Below are 25673 nucleotides of genomic sequence, written 5' to 3' on the forward strand. Positions count from 1 at the left end.
GAGTTACGCTTAAAATTCGGGAGGCAAATTTTACCACTGAACCACGAGATATGAAAAATTTCGCTGTTTCTAATCGCAATAAGCCGTGAAATGGCCTACTGGTACGATCTGTTCATAAAAAAACACTGTTTCTTACTTTGCAGATTCTTTACACTAGCGCCCCTCAAGCGGTCCACTTATGTAGAGCAAGTCGTTTTTATGGATGTTATTGGTTTAGGTGAAATCTTTGCACTTTCTAGTGCATTGATGTGGGCTATCGCCGTTATATTATTCACCAAAATAGGTACGCGGCTTCCTGCCTTTGAATTAAACCTGATTAAGAATATCATCGGGGCACTCTTACTGATTATCACTTCTTGGGCCGTAGAGAGCGTATTGGTCCCTAACTTCTCGATGACCGATTGGATACTGGTCATCATCAGTGGATTCATCGGCATCGCTATTGCCGATACTCTTTATATGAAAGCGCTCAATACCATTGGAGCAGGAGCAACTGGAATCGTTGCAGCACTTTATAGCCCGAGTGTCGTTATCCTTTCGATGTTTTACCTCAATGAAAGTCTCGGCTTTATGCAGTGGCTGGGTCTCGTTCTGGTTCTCGGAGGTATTATTTTTATCAGTCTCGATAAATCCCCACAACTCGACAATAAAAAACATCCGATCAAGGGTATTGCCTATGCCGCGACCTCCGTCTTTTTAACAGCGCTCGGAGTTGTGATGATCAAGCCCATTGTCGAGCAAGAACCGTTTTTCTACGTTACCGGATTGCGACTCACAATCGGTATTGTCGGCATGCTTGCATGGCTGTTTTTATTGCGGCAACACAAGCAATGTTGGCAAAGAATTAAAACCATTGATCAATGGCCAATGGTCATCACCGCCAGTGTTACGGGCTCGTTTATTGCCATGTCGTTATGGTTAGCCGGTTACAAATATACGTCCGCGTCGATTGCCGCCATCTTAAATGAAACAAACTTTATATTTATTGTTATTCTCGCGGCGATTATTCTTAAAGAGCCCATATCGAAGAACAAATGGATTGGTAGTGGCTTAACGATAGCGGGTGTTGTGCTGGTCGTTTTATCTTAAGGCTAGACCAAGACACCATTGATAATAAAAGGATTTTGCCGATTGAACTCTCGACAAATCGAGTATTTATCAACCGACAATCGGTTAGCCATTTCAGTGACATAGTTGATAAAATCAGTGAACTGAAACTCATGGCTCAACTCACTTAGAGAGACTTCTAATAATAGAAAATCTCGTTCAGTTAAAGACAAACTAACCGCGATATCATTGGCCGTTTTCAGGTCAATAACATAACTCATCGTTTGATCTAAAAAAAATTTTGAGTTCAATTCTGTCGGCTCGATTACGCCAAACTGATTCTCAACTCGAAGCGCATGCGGTACCAACCAATCAAATAACCTCTGCCATTTCATTCGACTCATTGGCTCAAAATACACTTCAAGTAAATCTTCTGGATGACCTTCGATAAAAGGATGAACCTGACTCCACTGCATAGGTGAACTTCCTTTGTTTACTCATTTTAGTTAATCTACTTTTAAGCCAAAATACTTTTTAGGTAATTTCCTATTTAGCCATTCTACTATTTAAGTATTCTAGCTCTTAGGCGTGCTACTTTTGATCTTAGATCTTTAATTTTTAATCACTATACTCGAATCTCTGCGTTCGAATGTTAGTCAAGCACCTCACACCTAGATTCCTCGAACGGCTAACTAAAATACATCACCACTCCATATCGTTGGTTAGCACAGTCGTTAATGAATGACTTTAGCCCATTAAAATGCTCAAGAATATACTCTAAACCGTCAGGTCCATCGCGCTCCCAAATAGTGGGATAAATATTCAGTTGATCCATTTTAATCGGGTGATAATTATCAGATAGTGAGTCGTTGGTAATTGCGGATAAATGTTGATGAAGTTCAGCTACGGCGTCGCTGTTTAACCAGCGAGCAGGTCCGTATCCGACATCAATATCGCCTATGACATCTCCGCCTTCTAGAATAAAGTTAAATGGAGGCTCTGCATTCAACTCCGATAAGTTGAGGCAGTAATAAATTCCATGCCACGCTTTATCAAGGTCATGGTATTGATTTTCACCCTCGAAAAACGTTAAGTCTGAAATCTGAGCTTCCTTTGGAGCGCTTTTACCGAATAACTTTGCAAAGAAACCCACTCGATGACTCTCATTTAAAGCGTCTTGAAAAATTTCTGGGTCGTCTGGAGCAACAAGTTGCCAGATTAGCACTGGATTATCTTTGACCTTTCGTCCATTGTCATCCGACACACTGTGCATTACAAAGCACATACCCATAATTTAACTCCTTATTAAATAATTACGTGATAAACACAATTATTCCGTTAATCATTACTGAAGAATAATCTTTTTGATAATCATCTTTTTTACAGAATCATCTTTTAATGAGAACCATCCCTTTTAAAGAGCACTTCCTTTGAAATACGCGGCTAATGCACGGATTAGTATCAGCTGATTTAAACCCATTGAAAGGCATACTACTCAAAAGCTAGCTATCTTAGCGAAAAGGGGAGGTTAGCGCTATAAACAGTCTTGAAGTAATATTTAAACAATCTTGAGCTAAAATAACTCAATATCTAGGCTGTCGGCAACATCGGAGGCGTTTTGTGAACTGCTTTGATCTCTTGAAATACGCTCGACTACTTTACCCTGCTTTTCAACCGTCTCTTGAAGATGGGTCAAAATATTTTCGAAGGAAGTAAAAATAGTTTCGCCAGCATCTAGCAGCGCTAGCGAGTCTTCGACTGAGTCATCAACGTATTTAATCACTCGCTCTTCTTGGTCTTCTTCAAGACCCAGTCGTTGAATGAACACTTGCAGTTCATCAACCATTTTATGCAAACGCTCAGTCGCTTTGTGTTGATTATTCCCGAGTGACTCGGTTAGCGAACGCATGGTCATTTGAATCACTTCAAATGAATGAATGAGTTCTTGCGCCTGCATCAAAACATTTTGTTGCGCTTCTATTTCAGAAAGCCTTGAGTTAATACACCCGACAATGGCGGGCAATAAGTCTTTGATGCGGCCATACCGATCCGGATCGTTCAACGGCATGTTTTTGACCAACAAGGAGATGTGAGAATAATTCACCTGTGTGCGCATTTTAAAATCGTAAAAACGGCCTTTATCGCGCAATACCTCAAGCAGCTCTTGTTCAATTGGTTTTATCGCTCCTTCATGCGAAAAATAATCACGCACGCGATTCACTTCGGTCATCATTACCGTCGATAAACCAAGAGCATTGAGTAAATCAAAAGAGCTTTTCATAAGTTCGGCGGTTGAGTGAAGCGAAAAAGAGTGTTCAACGAATTGCATGACTCGTCCCAGCTCGCTGCTGGTCGACATGGCAGTTAAAACGGTTTGCTGAGCGTCTTTTAAATCGTTTTTGATCCGTGCCATCGACTTTTTGCGCTCGTCGAGTACTTTGACTTTCGATACCAATTCTTCTGGATCGAGAGGCTTTGAAATAAAGTCGTCAGCGCCGGAATTGAAGGCTTGAATCCGTGTGTCGATATCAGAATGAGCGGATACGAAAATCACCGACGTTTCAGCAAGCTGACCTTCGGATGCCAGACGTTCACACACCTCAAACCCATTAATGTCAGGCAAGTCGACATCCAATAAAACCACATCGGGCTTATTTTGCTCAAAAAAAGAAAACACAGCGTTGCCAGAATCAACACTGTCGACAGAGTAGTTATCAGCTAACATCCTTTCATGCGCCATGCGCACCATGGGATCGTCATCCACGACTAATATTTTTGCCACTGCAATCACACCCAGTTATACCTATCCCTAAACTTAGACAATAATAGAATAATTGCAAATCATCGCAATTTTGCTATATCTAGCGTGAGACGGTTACTTGAGAGATTTTTGCTGTTTAATTTCAGCGCGGCGTTGTTTAAAAAAATTCGACAGTATCGAGCCGCCTTCCTCGGCCATTAGCCCTCCCACTGCGTCGACGTGATGATTATGCGATGGATGCTCAAAGAAGTTCATTATTGAGTGACATGCACCGGTTTTATAGTCTGCGGCAGCATAGATGACTTGCTTAACACGAGCATGCACCATCGCAGCGGCGCACATAGGGCAAGGTTCCAAAGATACGTATAAACGCACGTCTGGCAGGCGGTAATTGTTCAGGTGTTGGCAGGCTTGGCGGATGGCAATGATTTCTGCATGGCAAGATGGATCAGACGATTCAATCGGGCAATTAAAACCTTCGCCAATGATTTCATCGTCCAACACCGCCACTGCACCGACGGGCACTTCACTATGCGATGCAGCAGTCGCGGCCAGCTGTAACGCTCGCCGCATAAAATAACGATCTCGTTCACTAAATTCAAAACTTGTTGGCGAGATCCTTGGTTCCGTCATAACTGTATTTCTAGAGTGTGAGTGTGTTGAACAAACGAGACTCTAACACCCTTACTCCCACTCAATCGTTGCCGGTGGTTTCGATGAAATATCGTAGGTTACCCGACTAATGCCATCGATTTCATTGATGATACGATTAGACACATGCTCTAAAAACTCATACGGAAGGTGTGCCCAACGCGCGGTCATAAAGTCAATGGTTTCAACCGCTCGAAGCGATACAACGTAATCGTACTTTCTCGCATCGCCCATAACGCCAACGGACTTAACTGGCAAAAATACGGTAAAGGCTTGCGACGTTTTGTGGTAGAGATCGTGCTTATACAATTCTTCAATATAAATCGCGTCGGCGCGACGTAAAAGATCAGTAAACTCTTTTTTCACTTCACCTAAAATTCTTACGCCAAGACCTGGCCCTGGGAATGGATGTCGATACAACATGTCATAGGGAAGACCAAGTTCTAAACCAATTTTTCGCACTTCGTCTTTGAATAACTCGCGTAATGGTTCAACTAATTTTAATTCCATGTCTTCAGGTAAACCACCAACATTATGATGCGATTTAATAACATGTGCTTTACCCGTCTTTGCGCCCGCAGACTCAATAACATCTGGGTATATGGTTCCTTGTGCTAACCACTTTGCGGCTTTTAATTTTTTCGATTCTTCTTCAAAAACTTCGACAAACACTCGGCCAATCACTTTCCGTTTTGCTTCGGGTTCATCAATGCCTTTTAACTCATTCAAGAAGCGATCTTCGGCGTCGACTCTAATAACATTGAGCCCCATATGCTTAGCAAACATGCCCATCACTTGATCGCCTTCGTTCAAACGTAATAGACCGTTATCAACGAAAACGCAGGTTAAGTTAGGACCAATTGCTCGATGCAATAATGCCGCCGTTACCGATGAATCAACGCCACCGGATAATCCAAGAATAACTTCATCTTCGCCAACTTGTTGACGAATTTGTTCGACCGCGTCGTCAATTATATTACCCGCTGTCCAAAGCGCTTCACACTGACAAATACTTAAAACAAACCGCTCTAAAATGCGACCGCCTTGACGTGTGTGGGTAACTTCTGGGTGAAATTGCACGCCGTAAAAATGCTTCTCTTCGTTGGCCATGGCGGCGAAAGGAGCATTACCACTTTCTCCAATACACTCGAAGCCAGGAGGCAGTGAAGTCACTTTATCACCATGACTCATCCAAACGTCTAGCAGGCCTTCGCCGTTTTCATTGGCATGATCTTCAATACCTTTAAACAGTTCTGAATCGCCAACATGTTTTACTTGAGCGTAACCAAACTCACGTTCAGTCGACCCACTCACTTGGCCGCCCAGCTGCGCCGCCATGGTTTGCATGCCGTAGCAAATACCTAATACGGGTACGCCTAATTCAAAAATAACATCCGCTGCGCGCGGCGTGGTTGATTCGGTGACGCTCTCAGGACCACCCGACAAGATAACCCCATGAGGTGCAAATTCGCGGATGGCCTCTTCACTTAAATCAAAGGGATACAATTCACAGTAAACGCCAATTTCGCGAACTCGTCGGGCAATTAATTGCGTGTATTGTGAGCCAAAATCTAAGATTAATATTCGACTAGAGTGGATGTCTTTGGACATAGACCTTACCTTTTACCTAAAGTGATTTAGCCCCGCTTGGCTAAAACAGAAAAGCCGGAAGTGGACTCTTCCGGCTCGCCGTATAAATTTCTTACTCGAGTTACTTTCCGATCTGGTAGTTCGGTGCTTCTTTGGTGATTTGCACATCGTGTACATGAGACTCGCTCATGCCCGCCGCTGTCACTTTTACGAACTGAGCTTTGGTACGCATTTCATCAACCGTTTTGCATCCGGTTAAGCCCATCGAGCTGCGCAATCCACCCATCATTTGATGAATGATGCTAACGAGTGAGCCTTTGTAAGGTACTCGACCTTCAATGCCTTCAGGCACGAGTTTGTCTGCGGCATTCGAAGACTGAAAGTAACGATCGCTCGACCCTTGTTTTTGCGACATGGCGCCTAAAGAGCCCATTCCGCGATACGATTTATAAGAACGACCTTGGTAAAGTTCCACTTCACCTGGCGCTTCTTCTGTGCCTGCCAGCATACTGCCAACCATAACCACATATGCACCTGCGGCGAAGGCTTTACACATATCACCCGAATAACGAATACCGCCATCGGCGATTAATGGAACGCCTTTGTCTTTAAGTGCCTCAGCAACGTTCGCCACAGCACTGATTTGTGGAACGCCAACACCCGTGACAATTCGAGTGGTACAAATTGAGCCTGGGCCAATACCCACTTTTACGCCATCAGCGCCCGCTTCAACAAGGGCCAATGCGCCTTCTGCAGTCGCGATGTTCCCACCGATGACCTGAATGTTCGGGTAATTCGTTTTCACCCACTTCACTCGGTCAAGTACCCCTTGCGAGTGACCGTGCGATGTATCGACTAACACAACATCGACGCCAGCAGCCACTAACGCAGCCACTCGTTCGTCGGTATCTGCTCCGGTACCAACAGCAGCACCGACACGTAAGTGCCCCAGCGAATCCTTACAGGCGTTGGGCTTGTCTTCGGCTTTTTGAATGTCTTTTACGGTGATTAACCCTTTCAAATGAAAGTCGTCATCGACCATTAATACTTTTTCAATGCGGTGTTTGTGCATCAAGGCTAAGGCTTCGTCTATTTCTGCGCCTTCCTTAACGGTAACCAAGCGATCTTTTGGCGTCATGACGGTAGAAATAGAACGATCGAGATGGGTTTCGAAGCGCACATCACGGCTGGTAACGATACCAACCAACTCTTGCCCTTCAACAACCGGCACACCAGAAATACCATTTTCAGCGGTAATCCGCTTCAATTCGGCGATGGTAATATCGGGTGTCACGGTGATGGGATCGTTCACCACTCCGCTTTCAAACTTTTTCACTTTTCGAACTTCGGCGGCTTGTTGTTCGATGGTCATATTTTTGTGGATAAAGCCAATGCCACCTTCTTGAGCTAAAGCAATTGCTAATCGCGACTCAGTCACCGTGTCCATCGCTGCCGATACCAAAGGGATATTTAAGGCAATCTCGCGAGTAAGCTGAGTCTTCAGCTCGGCGAGGTGTGGCAGAACCGTGGAATGCGCGGGAACCAATAAAACATCGTCGAAAGTAAGAGCTTCCTGAATAATTCGCATAATAAAGAGTCACCTTTTTAGGTAAACGGTTGGAAAACCAAAGCGGGATTATAGCATTTTTCAAAATTTCAGAACAATCACCTGACTGGCTCTGAGGGAGAAAATTGTTAGTTTTATTGCTTTTTTTTATGAATCTGAAAAAATGACTCATTTCCTAAGGTCAGTGCGCACGAAAGCGGTCTGCGCTGCCCCTAGCTCTGCGACCAAAAGAACCGCAACGCCAAGGCGGCACGAACTTGTGTATGCGGTTAACCACATCGTCATTGAGAAATTGCATGATTAAGCCAGTATTACAGCCCCGAAAACCCACCGAACGACGATATTTATCAATCAGTGAGTTAAATCGCAAAGTTAAAGGTTTGCTTGAAGCGCAAGGCGGTTCACTGTTGATTACCGGAGAAATCAGCAATTTTGTCGCGCCTGCGTCGGGTCACTGGTATTTCACCCTCAAGGATCAAAACGCGCAAGTCAAATGCACCATGTGGCGGGGTCGTAATCAAGTGCTCAAGTTTCGACCCGACAATGGAATGCTGGTGAATGCACGCGCCAAAATGACCCTGTACGAAGCTCGCGGTGATTATCAACTAAACATCGACTTTCTAGAGCCTGCCGGTCAAGGTGATTTGCAAGCTCAGTTTGAGCAATTAAAACAAAAGCTTGATGCTGCCGGATTATTTGCACCAGAACGTAAAAAACCGATTCCAAGACAACCAAGCAAAGTCGGCATCATCACGTCGCCCACCGGGGCTGCGATTCGCGATGTTATTACGGTGATGCAACGTCGCTTTCCACTGACGGAAATTATTATTTATCCTTGCCAGGTACAAGGTAAGCAAGCACATACTAGCATTATTCAAGCTCTCGAATTGGCCAATCAACGCGCCGAGGTGGATGTCTTGTTACTCACCCGAGGCGGTGGCTCACTCGAAGATATGTGGTGTTTCAATCACGAGCAATTGGCTTACGCGATTAGCCAAAGTCGACTGCCCACCGTGGCTGCAGTTGGGCATGAAATTGACTTTTCTATCGCCGAATTTGTTGCCGACATGCGCGCTCCAACACCGTCAGCGGCAGCAGAAATACTCACTCAAGATCAACTTCAACTGCGCCAAACCATCGATAATCTCGACTTCACGCTGCACAGAGCAGTGAATAATTACTTACAACAAAATAGCCATAGGCTCGAAGTTTGTCGCCTGAAACTTACGGATCCAGAGCCGTTACTTAAACAGTTTGAAGAGCAAATGAGCGAGCTATGGCAGCGAGCGCAAAGCGTTGTGAAAGAAACCATCAATGACCAACGAGCGCGGCTGCACGATAGTCAACTCAAACTGTTGCGATATCATCCCGAAAACCAAGTTGCTCGAGCAGAACAGCGTGGCGCCGCCCTGTTTAAACGGTTGCAGTTTGCCGCGCAAACTCAATTGAAGCAGTTTAATTCTACCCTCGCTGCTCGCGCTGACCGATTAAATACCGTGAGCCCTTTGGCCACACTCGCCCGCGGCTACTCGATTACCTTACAAGAAGACGCCTTAATCACCTCTCATTCTCAAGTTAAACTGGGGGATAGGCTAACCACGCGAGTGGTCGATGGACAAATCGAGAGTCAAGTGACCGCCGTCAATAAATTCGACAGCACCGATTGACCTTAAAGGCGACCGGTCATATATTATTGAGATGGGAAGAAAACCGCACTGTCGACAACACATACTGCACGCTGGCCTAGAAGTCTTGGCGACCAAAGGCTATAACGGCACAGGTGTAAAAGAAATCGTGGACAGCGCCGGCGTTCCGAAAGGCTCATTCTACAATCACTTTTCGAGCAAAGAAGCCTTTGTCATTGAGGCGATCGAACTCGCCGCTGAAGAACACCTCGCCGCTGCCAAGCAGCAACTTTTAGAGTCCCCGGGCAGTCCGATTGAGCGATTGCTTCGGTTCTTCGAGCAGCAGCTAACTCAGTTACAAGAGCAGTCTTTCTGCGGCGGTTGTTTAATCGGGAATCTCAGTCTTGAAATGTCTGATGAGAATCCGGCAATACGCAAAGCAACCGATCACATCATGGATCAATACGTGAACCTGCTAGCCAGAGTTATTGAGCAAGCTAAATCTGAGCAATTACTAAAAGATACAGAAACCGATCCTCACGCCTTAGCAGAATTTATTCAATGCGCTTGGGAAGGTACCCTAATGCGCTTAAAAACCAGCCGATCTTGCCGCGCTTATCACAGCTTTAAAGCTCAAATTCAGCAGCTTTTAAGTTAAGCATTCAAATTTTCAATCAACTTCATCGATTTCTGCCCTTTAAATTTAAGACGACCGGTCATATATTAACTCAAATAGACCGATCGGTCATTTATTAGGGAGAAGATTCTTATGTTGCGTTATATGTTGCGTCAAATACTACTCGCAACACTCTTACTGGCCTTTCAGTTCATCGCTGAGAGCAGTGAGGCTCACGGGTCTGAGGGTTCCAAAATGCGCGGTCAGACAAAGGGTTCAGCGTTCGCCACCCTCTCGGCAACACAAGCGACAGAAGACAAAACCTTAACCGGGTTAGACGTTTCGAAACGGCAATGGACACGAAGAGCTGGCGCAGGAAGTATTCAAGATGAGCGTTCGCCGTTGCACCACTGGCACTGGCTAACCGACCAAGAGCCTTACGATGCAGGCTGGGCGCTGTATATCGACAATGACCTATTTACTTTACGTAAACGCGATCAAGACTACACCGGTGGTTTATCCGTCACCTTGGCTGGGCGTCGCGCTATCGAATACGGCATATCGCTCGATCCGGTCAGGGCAGCCATTACCGAACAACTCGGAATATTGCCCAAGCCTTCCTCAGCGTTAACGGAGCTGCATGGCATTGAAGCAGGGTTCACCATCTTTACACCTAAATCGATTGATCAACCAGACAAGCAGCTCGGCGATCGGCCTTTCGCAAGCTTGCTCTATCTCGCGAATACACAGGAGCTCATCGATTCGGCCAATGATACGGCTTGGGTCAGCACTTTCACGCTGGGTGTGCTCGGCGCTGACTGGGTTAACTCCATTCAAACTGAGTTGCACGCAGCCTTGGGCAGTGATCGCCCGAGTGGTTGGGATCAGCAAATCAGCGACGGTGGTGAGTTAACCTTTAAGTACAGCATCGGCAAACAACAACTGATCGCTTATCACTATGGTGAGCAAAACTTTGAACTCAGCAGCACCAGCCAGTTGAGCGTTGGCTACCTAACCGAAGCCACCTTTGGCTTGGCTGGTCGCTACGGTAGTTTTCAAACGCCTTGGTACAGCTTCAGACCACAATTTAATGACTACTCAGAGAAGTCGACCAGCTTGGCGGGGCTAGCGGAGCACCGCAGTGAGGTTTATGTTTGGGGTGGTTTTTCTGCGCATTTGCGCGGCTATAACGTCTTTTTGCAAGGCCAATTCAAAGACAGTCCCGTCACCTTTTCATCCAATGAACTGAATCGTTTGGTTTGGGACGCTTGGGTAGGCATCACTCATCAGTCGGAATCGGGTTGGCGTTTTAGTTATTTATTACGCGGCCAATCATCAGAAGTTAAGCGAGGTCCAGCCGATCGCAGCGTACTTTGGGGCGGTATGATCATCAGTGCAAGCTACTAAAGTTTTCTTTCCCCTTCAGGTCACGGACGACCTGTCTTTTTTGATCGCTCTACGGGTTTGAAAGGGTGGAATAAACAGTAAGATTGAATAAAGCGCGCGTCGAGTTTCGCGAAGACCTACGCGCTTTTAACCAGAAAGGTTACTTTTTCTTGCCAAACTTCTTAATCGCGCGTTTACGCTTTAGACGTTGTCTGCGGGTCACTTCTTGCTTTTTGCCTTCGTGAGGGTTTTTACCTTCTTTCAGCTCTAATTTGATCGGTGTACCCACAATATTCAACACTTTAATAAAATGCTTAATTAAGTAGCGTTGATAAGATTCTGGTAATTTAGTGGTACGGTTGCCGTGAATAACTATTCGCGGAGGATTGTGACCACCAGGATGCGCATATCGAAGTTTACTGCGAAACCCTTTAACGGTTGGTGGAGGATGCTTGGCCACTGCAATTTCTAGTTCACGCGTCAGTTTCGATGCAGACATCTCGACATTCGCACTATTAAACGCTTCATCAACCGAATCAAATAAATCGCCGACACCACTGCCATGCAGTGCTGAAATAAAGTGCATGCGAGCAAAGTCAGCAAACACCATTCGACGGTTGACCTCACTTTTAACGGCTTCGCGTTGCTCTGCGGTCATGCCATCCCATTTATTGATCGAGATAACCAGTGATCGCCCTGCTTCCATAACAAAACGCAACAGTGACAAGTCTTGTTCAGTAATGCCTTCACGTGCATCAAAAACCATGATCACAACGTTGGCATCTTCAATGGCCTGCAGCGTTTTTAAAACTGAAAATTTTTCAACCGTCTCACGAACTTTTCCGCGCCGTCGAACGCCGGCCGTGTCGATAATGGTGTAGGGTTTTTCGCGCCGCTCCATATCAATATAAATGGAGTCTCGAGTGGTTCCTGGCATATCGAACACCACGACCCGCTCTTCGCCTAACATACGGTTAACTAAGGTTGACTTTCCAACATTAGGACGGCCAACAATGGCTATTTTAGGATGTTTTGTTCGCTCGCGTTCCGCTTCTTCAAGCGCTTCGTCAGAGGCCAGTGGCAGCAACACTTCTTCTGCCAAAACATTCACCCCACGACCATGCCCCGCCGCTATTGGGTTAACGCTGCTGAATCCGAGTGCATAAAAGTCAGCGATGGCGGCTTCGGCATTAATCCCATCAATCTTGTTAACAACTAAATGAACGGGCTTACCAAAGGTGCGAAGTTCACGCGCTAAATTTTCATCAACGGCGGTTAAGCCAGCGCGAGCGTCCAATAGGAATAGAACGATATCAGCTTCTTGCACCGCCAGCTTTGATTGCTCTGCCATGTAGCCATCAATACCCACTTCGCCACCGGTAATACCTCCGGTATCGATGATAATAAATGGCCGCCCTTCTATTTTCGCATGACCGTATTGACGGTCTCGTGTTAGCCCAGGTAAGTCAGCTACCAAGGCATCACGGGAACGAGTTAAGCGATTAAATAAGGTCGACTTACCGACGTTGGGTCTGCCGACCAAGGCGATGACAGGAATCATAGTGTGAAATCTTACTTAGCGTCTTTACGCTGTTTGTAGGCAATCATGTGGCCATTACGGGTTAAAACAACCAACTTATCATCAACGATAAATGGCTTAGTTGCGACACCATACTCTTCATGATTATGAAAACGACAGGCTTCAGCACTGTCATAGCAATCAGTATAGTTGATACTGCTGTTAATATTTAGCTGTCCAATTAATTGGCCGGACGCTTTGTCGAGCATGTGCAAATAACCGCCCATGTCACCGACCACAATGTGGTCACCAAAAGCTGTCGGCGACGTCGTTTGTCGTAAGAATAGCGCTTTTTGAGTCCATAAAAGGACACCATTGTTACGATTCATGCTGGTGACATAACCATTATCTTGAGTCACTAATAGCGTTTGGTTATCCACTTCAATGTCTTGGTATGACGATAATTCGCGTGACCATAATGGCTCACCAGAGCGCAGTTCAAGAGCCATAATGTTGCCATTAAACGAGGTCGCATAAAGCGTTGAACCAAACACCACGGGTTGCCCGTCAACATCGACCAAGCGCTCTAAGTCAGAGCGGCCGCTTGGGGTAGTAATTTGACGCTCCCAGGCTAACTGGCCATTTTCAAGCAGAAACACACCGACCTTACCATTGGCAAATCCAGAAATCGCTGCGCCTAACGCAATCACTGGGCTGGAGGTACCACGCAAGGTTAATGCAGGTAAAGTACGATCATAAAACCACTTCTGTTCACCGCTGCTAGCGTCTAGAGCGACTATCTTTCCATCCACCGTATTGGCAACCACATATCCATCGCCGACGGCCGGTGATGCAATCACCTCACTGGATAATTGAGAGGTCCAGAGTTGTTCACCTGACTCAACGTCAAATGCCATTACCTGCCCTTCACGCGTACCCACAACAGCAATTCGATTCGCAACGGTAACGCCAGCAGAAATACGTTGTTCAATTGTCGTTTGCCAAACTTTGCTGCCCTTTTCAGGATCAATCGCCATGAGCTTACCACTCACATCGGCGATAAAAATTTTGCCATAGCTTTCAGCGGGGTGGAGCTTTAAAAACTCGTCTTGAACACCGTCACCCACCGTAATACTCCAAAGTTCATCGTAACGAACTTTGGTTTCCACCACCGAAGGTATTGGATTTGGCAATACTTCATTTTCATCACCACATCCATTTAACAACAATAGAGCGGCAATCAGTCCTGCAAAAAGAAATTGTTTAGTCATTACGAACCCTGTTTATCTGCGTTTTTAGTCTCCGCTTCAGGTGTTGCTTGAGGTGCGCTAGTTTGACTATCAGCCACTGAAAGATCATTGATCAGCATGTCTAGCTCAGTTTTTGCGGTGTATGACTCGGTCGCCTCTTTCGCTAGTTCGTACGCTGCTTTAGCCGCTACTTTATCGCCTTTCTGCAAGTAGATGTCGCCTAATAAACGTTGTTTCAAACCATTGTAAGCGCTTGTCTGAATGGCATTCACTTTCGCAAACGCTGTGTCAATCTCACCACGCGCAAGCAGTACCCGTGCTAGGCGAATAGACATCAAGGGTTGCACTTCAGTTCCCTTAGTATTTGATTCAGCCCACTCAAGTTGCTTTTGAGCGCCTTCTAAATCACCACTTTCAGCTAACTGTTTCGCAATGTGAAGTGCCGCTAACGTGCTATAACCGGTTCCTGGGTACTGACTCTTAATAGACTCACCAGCCGCAATGAAATCGTCTTTTTTGGCTTTAAAATCGATGTCTGTGAAGGCTTCGTACGCGGTTGAAGCTTCCTGTTTGGTCACCATTTGTTGTTCTTTGTACCAGTTGTATCCAAAGAAGCCACCAACGGCAATCACCACTCCAACAATGATCGAAGTTCCGTTTTCATTCCACCACTCTTTAATCGCTTTTAATTGCTGTTCTTCTGTATTGTATTCCACTTGCCAACTCCTAACTGAAACAGTCCGGTTATTTCGTTAAAACCAGTCAAATTAAAAATTAATCGGTAAATTCAAAGCTGCCCAACTGTGCCGCTAATTCGTTCCACGAACAGCTTTCTTGGACGCGATCGTCGCGTAAGAACTTAATGCCAATAACCTGTTGCTGCACCTCGTCTTCGCCGAGTATTAAAGCAATTTTTGCTGCCGAACGATCGGCTTTTTTAAATTGTTTTTTAAAGTTCCCACCACCGCAGTTCACTACCATTCGAAGATGCGGTAGTTCATCGCGTAGTTTTTCAGCCAATACCATGGCTTGTACTTCTGCGCTCTCGCCCATAGCGATAAAGTAAACATGCGGCGCTTCACTGTAATCTGCAAAGTAACCGGCCTCTATCGCGAGGGATAAAATTCGTTCAATGCCCATGGCAAAACCACTGGCCGTTGTCGCTTGACCGCCAAGTTGATCGGTCAATCCATCGTAGCGCCCACCAGCGCAAATGGTTCCTTGTGCGCCAAGCTTATCGGTCATCCACTCAAAAACGGTACGATTGTAATAATCTAAGCCACGCACCAAGCGATCGTTCACTTGAAACGTCAAGCCTGCCGCGGTGAGCATTGATTTTAAACGCTCAAAATGCTCTTTCGATGCCTCATCGACATGTTCAGACAGCTTCGGCGCTTGCTCAATCAACGATTGCATCGCCGGGTTTTTCGAATCGAGAATCCGTAAAGGATTACTATTCAAACGACGCAAACTGTCTTCGTCGAGTTGTTCCTTGTGAGCGTTAAAGTAGGTCACTAACAGCTCTCGATAGTTAGCTCGTGACTCACTGTCACCCAAAGTATTAATGTGTAAAACCACATCATTATCAATACCCAAGGCTCGCCACAAACGATGGGTTAATAAAATTTGTTCTACTTCAACATCGGGTCCCGCAAATCCGAACGCCTCTACACCGAGTTGATGGAATTGTCGGTAACGGCCTTTTTGCGGATTTTCACGACGAAACATCGGCCCCATGTACCACAGCTTTTGTTGCTGATTGTACAACAGACCATGTTCAATACCGGCTCGAACACAGCTGGCGGTTCCTTCGGGACGTAAAGTCAGACTGTCGTCACTGATATCCGTCCAGGTGTACATCTCTTTTTCGACGATATCCGTCACTTCACCGATTGAACGTTTAAATAAAGCGGTTTTCTCAACCAAAGGCATGCGTATTTCCGAGTAACCGTACTGTTGCATAAGTTGCAACAACAGGGCTTCCAGCTTGTGCCAAGCAGGTGTTTGCTCCGGTAAAATATCATTCATGCCCTTTATGGCTTGAAACTTAGCTTTCAATGTAACTCCCGAATTGTGACGCTGAGGATAAATAAACGCGGCATTATAGCTGAATTCGGGGCTTTGTGGAGGCTTTTCGCGGTTATTTCATAAGATCAGGATTGAATTGTTCAGAACTGGGGAAAAACGCTATTACTGCTATACTCTGAATACTGCTTTTAATAACGCTCAGGTTTATGAAGTATCTAATAATTATAACATTTTTCTTTGCAGCGCTGTTTCTTTCCTCTGCCACGGCACAAAGCCAAAGTGTCGACTTAAAACACTACTCGACACGCGATGGTTTGAGCCAAAGTGTGGTTTGGGAAATTGAGCGTGATTCACTAGGCTATTTATGGCTTGGCACCGAAGAAGGTGTTAATCGTTACGACGCCTACCGACTTGAGGCAATTTCAGGTCCAGATGGTGTACTCAATGCAAGATACATAGGGTTACTCCACAATGATCGTGAAGGCATGCTCTGGCTGAGTGCAGCACCTAATTTCAACTATCGTTACGATCCTAGAAACGACAGTTATCATCGTATTGAGCTACCTGCTAGAACCGCAGAAAATAACCAACAAAACGAACTAGAGATGGCTTATGAAGCCGATTCTGGCGACTTGTGGTTAGCTAATTTTGAAGAAGTATTTCGGTTTGATTACGGCAAACAACAACTGGAGTCGATTATTCGTCGTAATGATGTTTGGCCAGACGCCTTTCAAGACAAAGTATTTCGCGCTATTTACAAGTTTAAAAACTACTTATTAATTGCATCAACCCACGGTTTGTTCGCGATCGATTTGCGAGACAAAGCGATCATAAAAATTAAACATCAGCCGGTCGCTGAAATCAACCAAGAGCAAGCTAATGTGAAGGGCATTTTCCGTTTGCCCGATGGAGCAATCTACGTCGCGACCGTTGAGGGTTTGACCAAAATAGACAGCAACAAGTTGTACAGTGCTTTGCAAACGGGCAAAGACCCCGCCTTTACCTTTGTTGAGAAAGAATTAAATATATGGGACATGGAACAACTCAATGGCGATACTTGGGTAGCGACCGATGATGGTCTCTATCAACTCGTCAATAACCAATTACAGTTCACCTTTCGGTTTTCGGATTTACCTTTCAATTTTTTTGACAATGACATTATCAAACTTAAGAGTGATAACGAAGGGAATCTATGGTTAGGCAGTCGAGAAGATGGTTTCTTTAAATGGCACCCTAACAATGCCATTAAAGATATTATCAGCAACGTGCGCGGCGAAAAAAAGGAGCTGCCTTCGAATATCGCCAGTGTGATCACCCGACAAAATGATCAGTTACTCATTGGCACTTCACACGGACTCGCGAGCTACGATCTTAACACCGGTCAAACACAAAGCTACTTTGCTAATGACGATGAAAAAGCTCCGGTGACCAACGAAAGTGTTTATCAGATTATTAAAATGGAAAAGTACGTTTGGGTGCATCGCCGAGACGGAGTAAAGTTGCTCGATCCAAACACTCTCGAAGAGTCAACGGTGCCATTGCCTGAAACCACGGTTGAAACCTTGAAAAAGCCAACGTATGGTTCACAAAAACTTTCGGATCACGAAGTGTTTATGTTGCAAAATAAGAGCGCTTTTGTCTTCAATGAACAAACCAATAAAGTCACTGAAATTGAGTCGCTTAAATTACCTGAAGACCAAGAAACCTACTTTACCGTGCTAGGTTCAAATCATCCAGATGATGCGCAACTCTATCTTACTCAATTTAATCGAGTCGATGTCTATGACAAACAGACTGGAACCGTTAAAAATTTGCATAAAATTGATCATCCCAATCCTAAACTTGCCGCAGCCATCAATGTATTTCGAACTGGCGGGCAAATTTGGCTGAACTATTATGGACACGGCATCTATGTAATCGATGAAAGCACCGGCGAAGAAATTAAGTTTTTGGATAACAAAAGCCTTAACTCGGGAAGTTTTTTAGATATTTTTGAAGACAGCAACGACAACCTTTGGATCACCTCAAACGACGGTCTTCTCCGCATGAACCGAAGTAACTTCTCGGTCGAGAAATTCAATCGTCAAGACGGTCTACCGTCCAACGAGTTTATTGGTGGAACCGCCACTCTGATCGATGGAAACACCGCCGTTCTAGGAACCAATAAAGGCGTTATTGTATTAGATTTATCAAAATTGGTTAAACGCCGCGCTTCACCGATCGAAGTTCAGCTAACCGGATTAAAACTGTTGTCGGCACCCGATGCAAACCTAGTCGATTCCGAACATCTGCGACTTGAGCACGATGATTTTGGACTCAAAGTAGAGTTTTCTGCGCTGATTTTTCATAAGACCAATCAAGTTCGCTATCGTTACTGGATCGATGGCGATTCGAAGACATCTCCAGCAACAACCTATACCAGTGAAATTTTATTTCCAAAGTTTAATCCTGGTAAGTCAACGCTAAACATAGCGGCTATCGATTATAAAACCGGAGAAGAATCCAAGCCACTTTCAATACAAATTCGCTCTTACCCCGCTCCTTGGTTGTCAGTACCCGCCTACATTGCTTATGTCATCATCGTGGTCGGTTTTCTAAGTATTATTATCTATCAGCGACATAAACGACAAGCCGCTTTATTGAATGCCCATCAAGCCATCACGCGTAGTGAAAAGCGCTTGCAACTCGCACTAACCGGAAGCGATAGTGGGCTGTGGGATTGGCGCGCTGAAAATAATTTGGTGTATGAACCTCGGCTAGACTTCGCCATTGATAACAAAGAACAACTGATCGGCTTTACTCAACGTTTAGCGTTTATTCATCACGATGACCAAAGCCTGTATGCCTCGAAGTGGCAAGATTTTCTTCTGCAGTCTGACAAAGGTTTTGAACATGTTTACCGAATAAAAAATGAGTTCAATGAATGGCGATGGTTTCGAGACTTAGCTCGAGTCTCTGAGGTCGATGAATTTGATAATCCAAAGCGAGTTACAGGAACCTACACCGACATTACCACTCGTAAAGATACGCAAGACAAAATGCAGTTGTTTTTTGAGGCTTTCGAAAATACTCGCGACATCATTATCATTTTAGATAAAGACTTTTTAGTGAATTCAGTCAACCAATCTTTTTCAAAGATCTCCGGGTATGATCCCTCCACGGTTATCGGCAACCCACTGGAGTGTTTGACGCAAGAAGACATCAATATTCCACTGACAATTGCAATTAAAGATAAGCTGGCGATCAAAGATCAATGTGAAACGGAAGGAATGTTGCTCAGAAAATTTCAACAACCTTTAGCGGTATTAATTAACGCCACTCAGTTTACCAATGAAGACAGTGAACGCTACTACGTGGTCACTGTAACAGACATTAGCGAACAAAAATTGGCACAAGAAAAGCTAAAGAAGCTAGCAAACTATGACACCTTGACCAATTTACCCAACCGCGCCTTACTGATGGATCGCATCACTCATGCCATTGACCATAGTCATCGTCGAAAGCAAAAGATGGCTTTATTCTTTATCGACTTGGATCGCTTTAAACAAATTAACGACACACTGGGTCACGATGCGGGCGATGCACTGTTAGTGTCAGTAGCCGAGATACTGAAATCGTCGGTTCGTGAAGATGATACCGTCGCTCGGCTGGGGGGTGATGAATTTGTCATCATGTTAGAAGACGTTTTCTCAATAGAAATCGCCACTCGAATCGCAAATCTTATTATAAAAAACATGGCCTCGCCGTTTGTTTTAAAAGAACAAGAAGTTTCTACCTCACCAAGTATTGGTATTTCGATCTATCCAGAAGATGGTTCAACCGCCGAGCAACTCATTAAAGCAGCCGATATGGCGATGTATCACGCGAAGAATCTAGGTAGAAATAATTTTCAATTCTTCCGTAGCTCGATGAATTTAGAAGCGCAAAACCGCATGTCCATGGAAACCTTGTTACGTAACGCCATTAAACGCAAAGAGTTTTCATTGGTGTACCAACCTCAAGTTGATATAGCGACGGCAAAAATAAAAGGATTTGAAGCACTCGCCAGATGGCGCCAACCCAATGGCGACCTCATTTCACCACTCGATTTTATTCCCGTCGCAGAAGAAGTCGGCTTAATTATTCCTTTGACCGAGCAACTGATCGAAATGGCGTTAGAACAGTTAAAAGCTTGGAACGATCAAAATTACAATGTCGGCGTGGCAATCAATTTATCGGCGCGACACTTACAACAATATGACATCGTTCGATTTATGAAAGAACGTTTAGCCAACTACGATTTAGAGCAAGGTCAAGTAGAGTTTGAATTAACCGAAAGTATGTTAATGACCGATATCGATGTATCTCTTCCGCTAGTGAAATCGTTAAAGCGAATGAACATTGAGTTAGCACTCGATGACTTCGGCACAGGCTACTCGTCGTTAAAATATTTGCACCAGTTTCCGATACATAAGTTAAAAATTGATCGCAGTTTTGTCTCATTGATCGGAGAACAAAGTGAGGCCGAAGCGATTATTGAGACCATTATTGCTTTAGCTCGCTCACTGAATAAGCGCAGTGTTATTGAAGGTGTCGAAACACGTGAGCAACTAGAGTTCGTTCGAAAGTTAGGAGCCGACTACATACAAGGCTATTACTTTTCAAAACCTGTGTCGGGCGAAGAAACCTTTGACTTACTGGCGAGCGACTGGAGCGACAAGCTTTAGTGTTCTATTCCCAGTCGGTTCTACTTTCGTCGGCTTTACTTGCAAACCTATGCTATCAAAACTCTTGATTGATTGGGTGCAGCGTAATTTGATCGACGACTTGTAAGCTCGGCGTTTGATAGACTTGCACAATTAAGTCTGCGACTTGTTTTGGATCCAAAGACGTATCAGGAGCATGGTCGCTTGGTTGATCATTGTGAAAGTAGGTTGCTATAACACCAGTATTAATGATCGTCACCTTAATGCCTTGACCTTTCACCTCTCTTAATAACGAGTCGCTAAAACCTTGTAAGCCATGTTTGGTTGCGACATAAGGCGTCATATTTGCCAAGGGTTTTTGCGCCAGGTCTGAGCCAATATTAATGACATGCCCTTTGTTTTGCTTAGACATAATCGTGACGACTTCGCGCGTTAGCAACATAGGTGCCGTTAAATTGACATTCACCATATTGATGATCTCTGATGGCGAGTGTTCATTCATCGGTTTGTAATGTCCGAATCCGGCGTTGTTGATTAAAAGATCAATACTAGGATGCTCAGAGTAGATACGTTCGACCAGTGCAGTAATACCCGTTAGATCAGACAAGTCGTAAGGATAAAGACTCACCTTCACAGAAAAGGTTGAACTTATTTGTTGTTGTAGCTGTTGCAGTTCATCAGCGCTTCGAGCAATTAAGCACAAGTCAAAGCCTTGCTTAGCAAATGCAAAGGCTAAGGCAGCACCTAAGCCACGGCTGGCTCCGGTAATGATGGCAGTCTTTGTTTGAGAGTCTGGCATATTGGAAAAATTACCTGTTACGACTGAACCGCGATGACCGGTTGTCCGCCAGATTTTTTAGCCACTTCATCTTCACGTTGTTTAACGCGTTCTCGAATTTGTTTTTCTAAGGCGTCGACCAACTGATCATTTTCGACCTTATGATCTTTTTGTCCTTCTTTATACACCAGACTCGACCCTGCGCCGCCCGTTAAACCTATGTCAGCTTCTTTTGCTTCGCCCGGTCCGTTAACGACACATCCGATGATGGCTACATCTAGTGACTCTCTTACGTCTTCTAATCGCGACTCAAGTTCATTAACGGTTTTGATGACATCAAACTGTTGACGAGAACACGAAGGGCATGCAATAAAATTGATGCCACGTTGACGCAACGATAATGACTTTAGAATATCGAATCCAACTTTAATTTCTTCAACGGGATCGGCCGCAAGAGACACTCGTATGGTATCTCCGATTCCTTCTGACAAAAGAAGCCCTAAACCAACCGATGACTTAACAGCACCCGAGCGCAGGCCGCCCGCTTCGGTGATTCCCAAATGCAGAGGCTGTTCAATCTGAGAAGCCAGAATCCGATACGCAGACACGGTCATAAACACATCAGAGGCTTTCAAACTGATTTTGTAGTTATCAAAATTGTGCCGATCAAGAATATCAATATGCCGCATTGCTGATTCAACGAGCGCTTCCGGCGTTGGTTCGCCGTATTTAACTTGCAGATCTTTCTCTAAAGAACCGGCATTAACACCAATTCGAATAGGAATATTTTTATCTTTTGCGCAATCAATCACTGCTCGTACGCGTTGTTCGTTGCCAATATTGCCCGGATTAATTCGCAAACAATCGACGCCATAATCAGCAACTTTCAAAGCAATTCGATAATCGAAATGAATATCTGCAATGAGTGGAAGAGGCGCGGCTAGCTTGATCGATTTAAACGCTTCAGCTGCGTCCATTGTTGGAATCGACACACGGACTAAATCCGCTCCAGCGTCTGCCAATTGTTGAATCTGCTTCAAGGTCGCGGCAACGTCACAGGTGTCTGTGTTGGTCATGCTTTGCACGGCTATGGGAGCATCGCCACCAATCGGAACGTTTCCAACCCAGATTTTCTTCGATGGACGACGTTTAATCCAAGATAAGCCTTTCATAATTTTTACTTCACTGTTATTCGACGGTCAAGCGAGCGGTTTGGCCAGCCGCGTATTCGCTCATGTCTAACGTTTCGCCTTGATACTGGATACGAACGACGGAAGGATCGCCCAATACCAATGAAAAGGGTGCCGTGCCATTCAAAGTGATCACCTTACCATTTTCTTTCGTTCCATAAGCAAGTCGTTCGCCATTAGCATCTTTAATATCGACCCAACACTCGCCCATAAAAATTAACGTCAGTGCATCACTTGAAGCAGCGACTGACGACGCAGTATCAACTTGCGACGCCTGAGTTTGCTGAGTAGCCTTTTGAGCAGAGTCGTTGGTTTGAGTAGAGCTATTGGTTTGAGAATCGTTCTTGGTTTGAATATCGTTATTGGATTGAATAACGTCATTCGTTTGAAGCGACTCTTGATTCTGCGTAGCTGTCGCTGGCTGAGCGCTCACCGGTGAGGGACGAGTGGATTTCGTCGCCAACGGAGGTTGGCTACCAGCTGACGAATTTCCCTCAAGTGCAGAGGCCTCTTGAGCATCGGTAGTTCGTGCAGTTTCGGTTGCGAGAGTAACGGGTTGTGCATTAGTCATAGACGATTGCGCAAGTGGTATGGCTCGTTGCTCTGTCGCCGTCACACTAAAGTATTTTTGTTTCACACCCCAAGCTGCTGCAGCGACGATCGCTAATAGTATGAGCGCAGTCAGCCATTTAAAGCCCGCTCTGCTGCCACGTTTTGCAATTTTCGATTGCGTAAACCGCCCCACGCGTTGAGACGAGACAATTTCGACTTGCTCACCGAAAAGAGTATTGAATTCATGCAATAAGTCACTCGGATCAATTTTAAGCAAGTTTGCGTAAGTGCGTATGTACCCACGATAAAACGTCGGAGAAATTGCGTCTGAGTACTCCCCTTTTTCAATTTCTTCGATGCGCTCTCGAGGCAGTTTGAGAGAAGTCGCAACTTCCTCAAGACTCATTTTTAACGCTTCACGAGCCTGCTTAAACTGCTCTGAGCTTCCGGTGGTAACTTTGGCATCCATATCACTCACTGCCACTGTTCTTTGTTTTCAAGATACTGATGCGTTTCAGCCGAGTCAGGAAACAAATTTTGCAACATCAATGCATAGCTCGCAACGCCATCTTTATTGTTCATTTTAGATTCAATGCGCAATGCTAACCAAGCCGAACGAGCACTGTGTCGAGCGACTTCTCGGTAGCGTTCAATATACGCTCGAGCGATCGGAAACCGCTCTTGCTCATATTGGTATTGAGCCATTTCAAATAACGCCGTTGGCAATTTAGAATTGATGTTTAATGCTCGTCGATAAAACTCCAAAGCTTCTTGCTTGTTGCCTTGCATATCTTGGCATTTGCCTGCATTAACATAGGCTTGATCAATGTGAGTGTAGGTTGGTGTGCTTATCGCTTGATTAAAATATCGGTCAGCATCTCGATACTCGCCTTGTTGACACAAAAAGGTCGCAAAGGCATTTTTATATTCGGGATTATCGCTATCTAATCGTAATGCTCGTTCAAACGAGTTTCTCGCTTCTTTGTAATCTCGAGCCATTTGATAATAGTACGCAAGGGTAAAGTGCAAATCAGGATAATCATCCATATGCTCTGCGGCTTTGTCTAAGTGGAATTTAGCTCGTTGCAAATTATTTTTTTGCAAATACATTTGCGCTGCATTAACCCGACTGCGCGCAGCCTCTTCTTCTTTGAAAGATGTTGCTATGGTTTTATTGCCTTCATAGTTACCAACGGTGGTGGTCGTTTGCGTGGTGCATCCGACCAACCAAAATGGCACTAAGACGATGAGGCTGGTTATTATTCTGCGCATAGTCCTACCTTGTCGCTAATTAACTGGCCACCTGTTGAACCGGAATTTGGCGGCGTAATTTACGTTTTGTTTTATCATTAACCTTGCCAACCAGTTGACCACAAGCAGCGTCGATATCATCCCCTCGTGTTCGTCGCGTAATGACCGTAAAGCCACTTTTGCTCAGAATATCGGTAAATCGCTCTATCGTCCGATTTGATGAAGTCTCATAACTGGTCTGAGGAAACGGATTGAAAGGAATCAAGTTAATCTTACTGGGCACATTTTTCAAGAGCTTTACTAATTCACGTGCGTGTTCTGGTTGATCGTTCACATCTTTTATCATTACGTACTCGATCGTCACCTTTTCTGACGCCTTTGATCGCTCTAAATAGCGCATTACAGATGGCATCAATACTTCGATCGGGTACTTTTTATTCAATGGAACCAATTCATCGCGAAGTGAATTATTCGGCGCATGCAACGACAAGGCTAACGCTACATCGATGTGATCTGCGAGTTTATCGAGCGCAGGCACCACGCCGGAGGTCGATACCGTGACACGACGCTTAGACAAGCCATAGCCCAAGTCATCCATCATGATATCCATAGCGTTCACGGAGTTTTCAAAATTCAGCAGCGGCTCACCCATCCCCATCATCACCACATTGGATACTCGGCGTTCACCGGTCAGTTTTTGACTTCCGAGTTTTTTCACCGCATACCAAACTTGGCCAATGATCTCTGCAACCGACAGATTTCGGTTAAACCCTTGTTGAGCGGTCGAACAAAAAGAACATTCAAGGGCACAACCAATTTGGCTCGATACGCACAGGGTGCCACGTGATTTTTCAGGAATAAACACCGTTTCAATCGCTTGCCCACCATTTAAGCTCAATGCCCACTTGATGGTGCCATCATCAGAAATTTGTTCAGCAATGGCTTCTGGACCTTGAATATAGGCCACTTCACTGAGTTTGGTGCGCAATGCTTTGCTCAGGTTGGTCATTTGGTCGAAATCGTCGACCCCCATGTGATGGATCCACTTCATAACCTGAGTAGCACGGAACGGCTTTTCGCCCATCTCTAAAAAGAACTGGGTTAGACCATCGCGATTCAGGTTGAGTAAATTCACTTTATCGTTACTCATTACAGTCACCTTTTAGCGATTCAAGAC

At 45.0% G+C, this 25673-nt stretch carries 20 protein-coding genes; 5 read left to right on the plus strand and 15 right to left on the minus strand.

The features are described 5' to 3' along the window. Positions 1-198 precede the first annotated feature (198 nt). The gene (locus Q9312_RS07980) at positions 199-1089 is read left to right on the plus strand and encodes a DMT family transporter (protein ID WP_309204066.1); all 891 of its coding nucleotides are present in this window, start codon (positions 199-201) and stop codon (positions 1087-1089) included. Positions 1090-1091: 2 nt separating this feature from the next. Here Q9312_RS07980 and Q9312_RS07985 read toward each other — a convergent pair whose 3' ends face one another. From Q9312_RS07985 to guaB, 6 genes are all read right to left on the minus strand, one after another. After that, positions 1092-1523 (minus strand): hypothetical protein, encoded by a 432-nt coding sequence (locus tag Q9312_RS07985; RefSeq protein ID WP_309204067.1) that lies wholly within the window; start codon positions 1521-1523, stop codon positions 1092-1094. 212 nt (positions 1524-1735) lie between these two features. Continuing rightward, on the minus strand, positions 1736-2338 hold the full coding sequence (locus tag Q9312_RS07990; protein ID WP_309204068.1) for a YfbM family protein: 603 nt from the start codon (positions 2336-2338) through the stop codon (positions 1736-1738). 282 nt (positions 2339-2620) lie between these two features. Further along, positions 2621-3829 (minus strand): response regulator, encoded by a 1209-nt coding sequence (locus tag Q9312_RS07995; RefSeq protein WP_309204069.1) that lies wholly within the window; start codon positions 3827-3829, stop codon positions 2621-2623. A 93-nt stretch (positions 3830-3922) separates the two neighbouring features. After that, on the minus strand, positions 3923-4441 hold the full coding sequence (tadA, locus tag Q9312_RS08000; protein WP_309204070.1) for a tRNA adenosine(34) deaminase TadA: 519 nt from the start codon (positions 4439-4441) through the stop codon (positions 3923-3925). A 51-nt stretch (positions 4442-4492) separates the two neighbouring features. Further along, on the minus strand, positions 4493-6070 hold the full coding sequence (gene guaA / locus Q9312_RS08005) for a glutamine-hydrolyzing GMP synthase (RefSeq protein ID WP_309204071.1): 1578 nt from the start codon (positions 6068-6070) through the stop codon (positions 4493-4495). Between the two features lie 100 nt (positions 6071-6170). Further along, positions 6171-7640 carry an IMP dehydrogenase gene (guaB, locus tag Q9312_RS08010; protein WP_309204487.1) on the minus strand — a complete coding sequence of 490 codons (1470 nt, stop codon included), beginning with the start codon at positions 7638-7640 and terminating at the stop codon, positions 6171-6173. 272 nt (positions 7641-7912) lie between these two features. Here guaB and xseA point away from each other — a divergent pair, with 272 nt between their 5' ends. From xseA to Q9312_RS08025, 3 genes are all read left to right on the plus strand, one after another. Continuing rightward, positions 7913-9283: an exodeoxyribonuclease VII large subunit gene (gene xseA, locus Q9312_RS08015; RefSeq protein ID WP_309204072.1), complete on the plus strand. Its 1371-nt coding sequence runs from the start codon at positions 7913-7915 to the stop codon at positions 9281-9283. A 31-nt stretch (positions 9284-9314) separates the two neighbouring features. Next, the gene (locus tag Q9312_RS08020; RefSeq protein ID WP_309204073.1) at positions 9315-9899 is read left to right on the plus strand and encodes a TetR/AcrR family transcriptional regulator; all 585 of its coding nucleotides are present in this window, start codon (positions 9315-9317) and stop codon (positions 9897-9899) included. A 111-nt stretch (positions 9900-10010) separates the two neighbouring features. After that, positions 10011-11264: a lipid A-modifier LpxR family protein gene (locus Q9312_RS08025; RefSeq protein WP_309204074.1), complete on the plus strand. Its 1254-nt coding sequence runs from the start codon at positions 10011-10013 to the stop codon at positions 11262-11264. Positions 11265-11403: 139 nt separating this feature from the next. Here the strand turns inward: Q9312_RS08025 and der are convergent, their stop codons facing one another. From der to hisS, 4 genes are read right to left on the minus strand one after another with little or no spacing between them, the layout of a single operon-like run. Then, a complete protein-coding gene (gene der, locus Q9312_RS08030; protein ID WP_309204075.1) occupies positions 11404-12804 on the minus strand; it encodes a ribosome biogenesis GTPase Der in 1401 nt (466 codons plus the stop codon). 11 nt (positions 12805-12815) lie between these two features. Then, positions 12816-14033 (minus strand): outer membrane protein assembly factor BamB, encoded by a 1218-nt coding sequence (bamB, locus tag Q9312_RS08035; RefSeq protein WP_309204076.1) that lies wholly within the window; start codon positions 14031-14033, stop codon positions 12816-12818. Continuing rightward, positions 14033-14728 (minus strand): YfgM family protein, encoded by a 696-nt coding sequence (locus Q9312_RS08040; RefSeq protein ID WP_309204077.1) that lies wholly within the window; start codon positions 14726-14728, stop codon positions 14033-14035. Before Q9312_RS08040 ends, bamB begins: the two co-directional genes overlap by 1 nt. Positions 14729-14786: 58 nt before the next feature. Continuing rightward, positions 14787-16070 (minus strand): histidine--tRNA ligase, encoded by a 1284-nt coding sequence (gene hisS, locus Q9312_RS08045; protein ID WP_309204078.1) that lies wholly within the window; start codon positions 16068-16070, stop codon positions 14787-14789. Between the two features lie 176 nt (positions 16071-16246). Between hisS and Q9312_RS08050 the strand changes: the two genes are divergently transcribed. Beyond that, positions 16247-20746, plus strand: a complete 4500-nt coding sequence (locus Q9312_RS08050; protein WP_309204079.1) for an EAL domain-containing protein — start codon at positions 16247-16249, stop codon at positions 20744-20746. Between the two features lie 55 nt (positions 20747-20801). Here the strand turns inward: Q9312_RS08050 and Q9312_RS08055 are convergent, their stop codons facing one another. The 5 genes from Q9312_RS08055 to rlmN are packed head-to-tail and all read right to left on the minus strand — an operon-like array spanning position 20802 to position 25646. Next, on the minus strand, positions 20802-21524 hold the full coding sequence (locus tag Q9312_RS08055) for an SDR family NAD(P)-dependent oxidoreductase (protein ID WP_309204080.1): 723 nt from the start codon (positions 21522-21524) through the stop codon (positions 20802-20804). A gap of 17 nt (positions 21525-21541) precedes the next feature. Continuing rightward, positions 21542-22675, minus strand: coding sequence for a flavodoxin-dependent (E)-4-hydroxy-3-methylbut-2-enyl-diphosphate synthase (gene ispG / locus Q9312_RS08060; RefSeq protein ID WP_309204081.1), 1134 nt, complete (start codon positions 22673-22675; stop codon positions 21542-21544). 16 nt (positions 22676-22691) lie between these two features. Further along, positions 22692-23714, minus strand: a complete 1023-nt coding sequence (locus Q9312_RS08065) for a RodZ domain-containing protein (protein ID WP_309204488.1) — start codon at positions 23712-23714, stop codon at positions 22692-22694. A gap of 5 nt (positions 23715-23719) precedes the next feature. Further along, positions 23720-24517 (minus strand): type IV pilus biogenesis/stability protein PilW, encoded by a 798-nt coding sequence (pilW, locus tag Q9312_RS08070; protein WP_309204082.1) that lies wholly within the window; start codon positions 24515-24517, stop codon positions 23720-23722. Between the two features lie 19 nt (positions 24518-24536). Then, a complete protein-coding gene (rlmN, locus tag Q9312_RS08075) occupies positions 24537-25646 on the minus strand; it encodes a dual-specificity RNA methyltransferase RlmN (RefSeq protein WP_309204083.1) in 1110 nt (369 codons plus the stop codon). Positions 25647-25673 lie beyond the last annotated feature (27 nt).

This window comes from Pleionea litopenaei (assembly GCF_031198435.1).
Lineage (GTDB): Bacteria > Pseudomonadota > Gammaproteobacteria > Enterobacterales > Kangiellaceae > Pleionea > Pleionea litopenaei.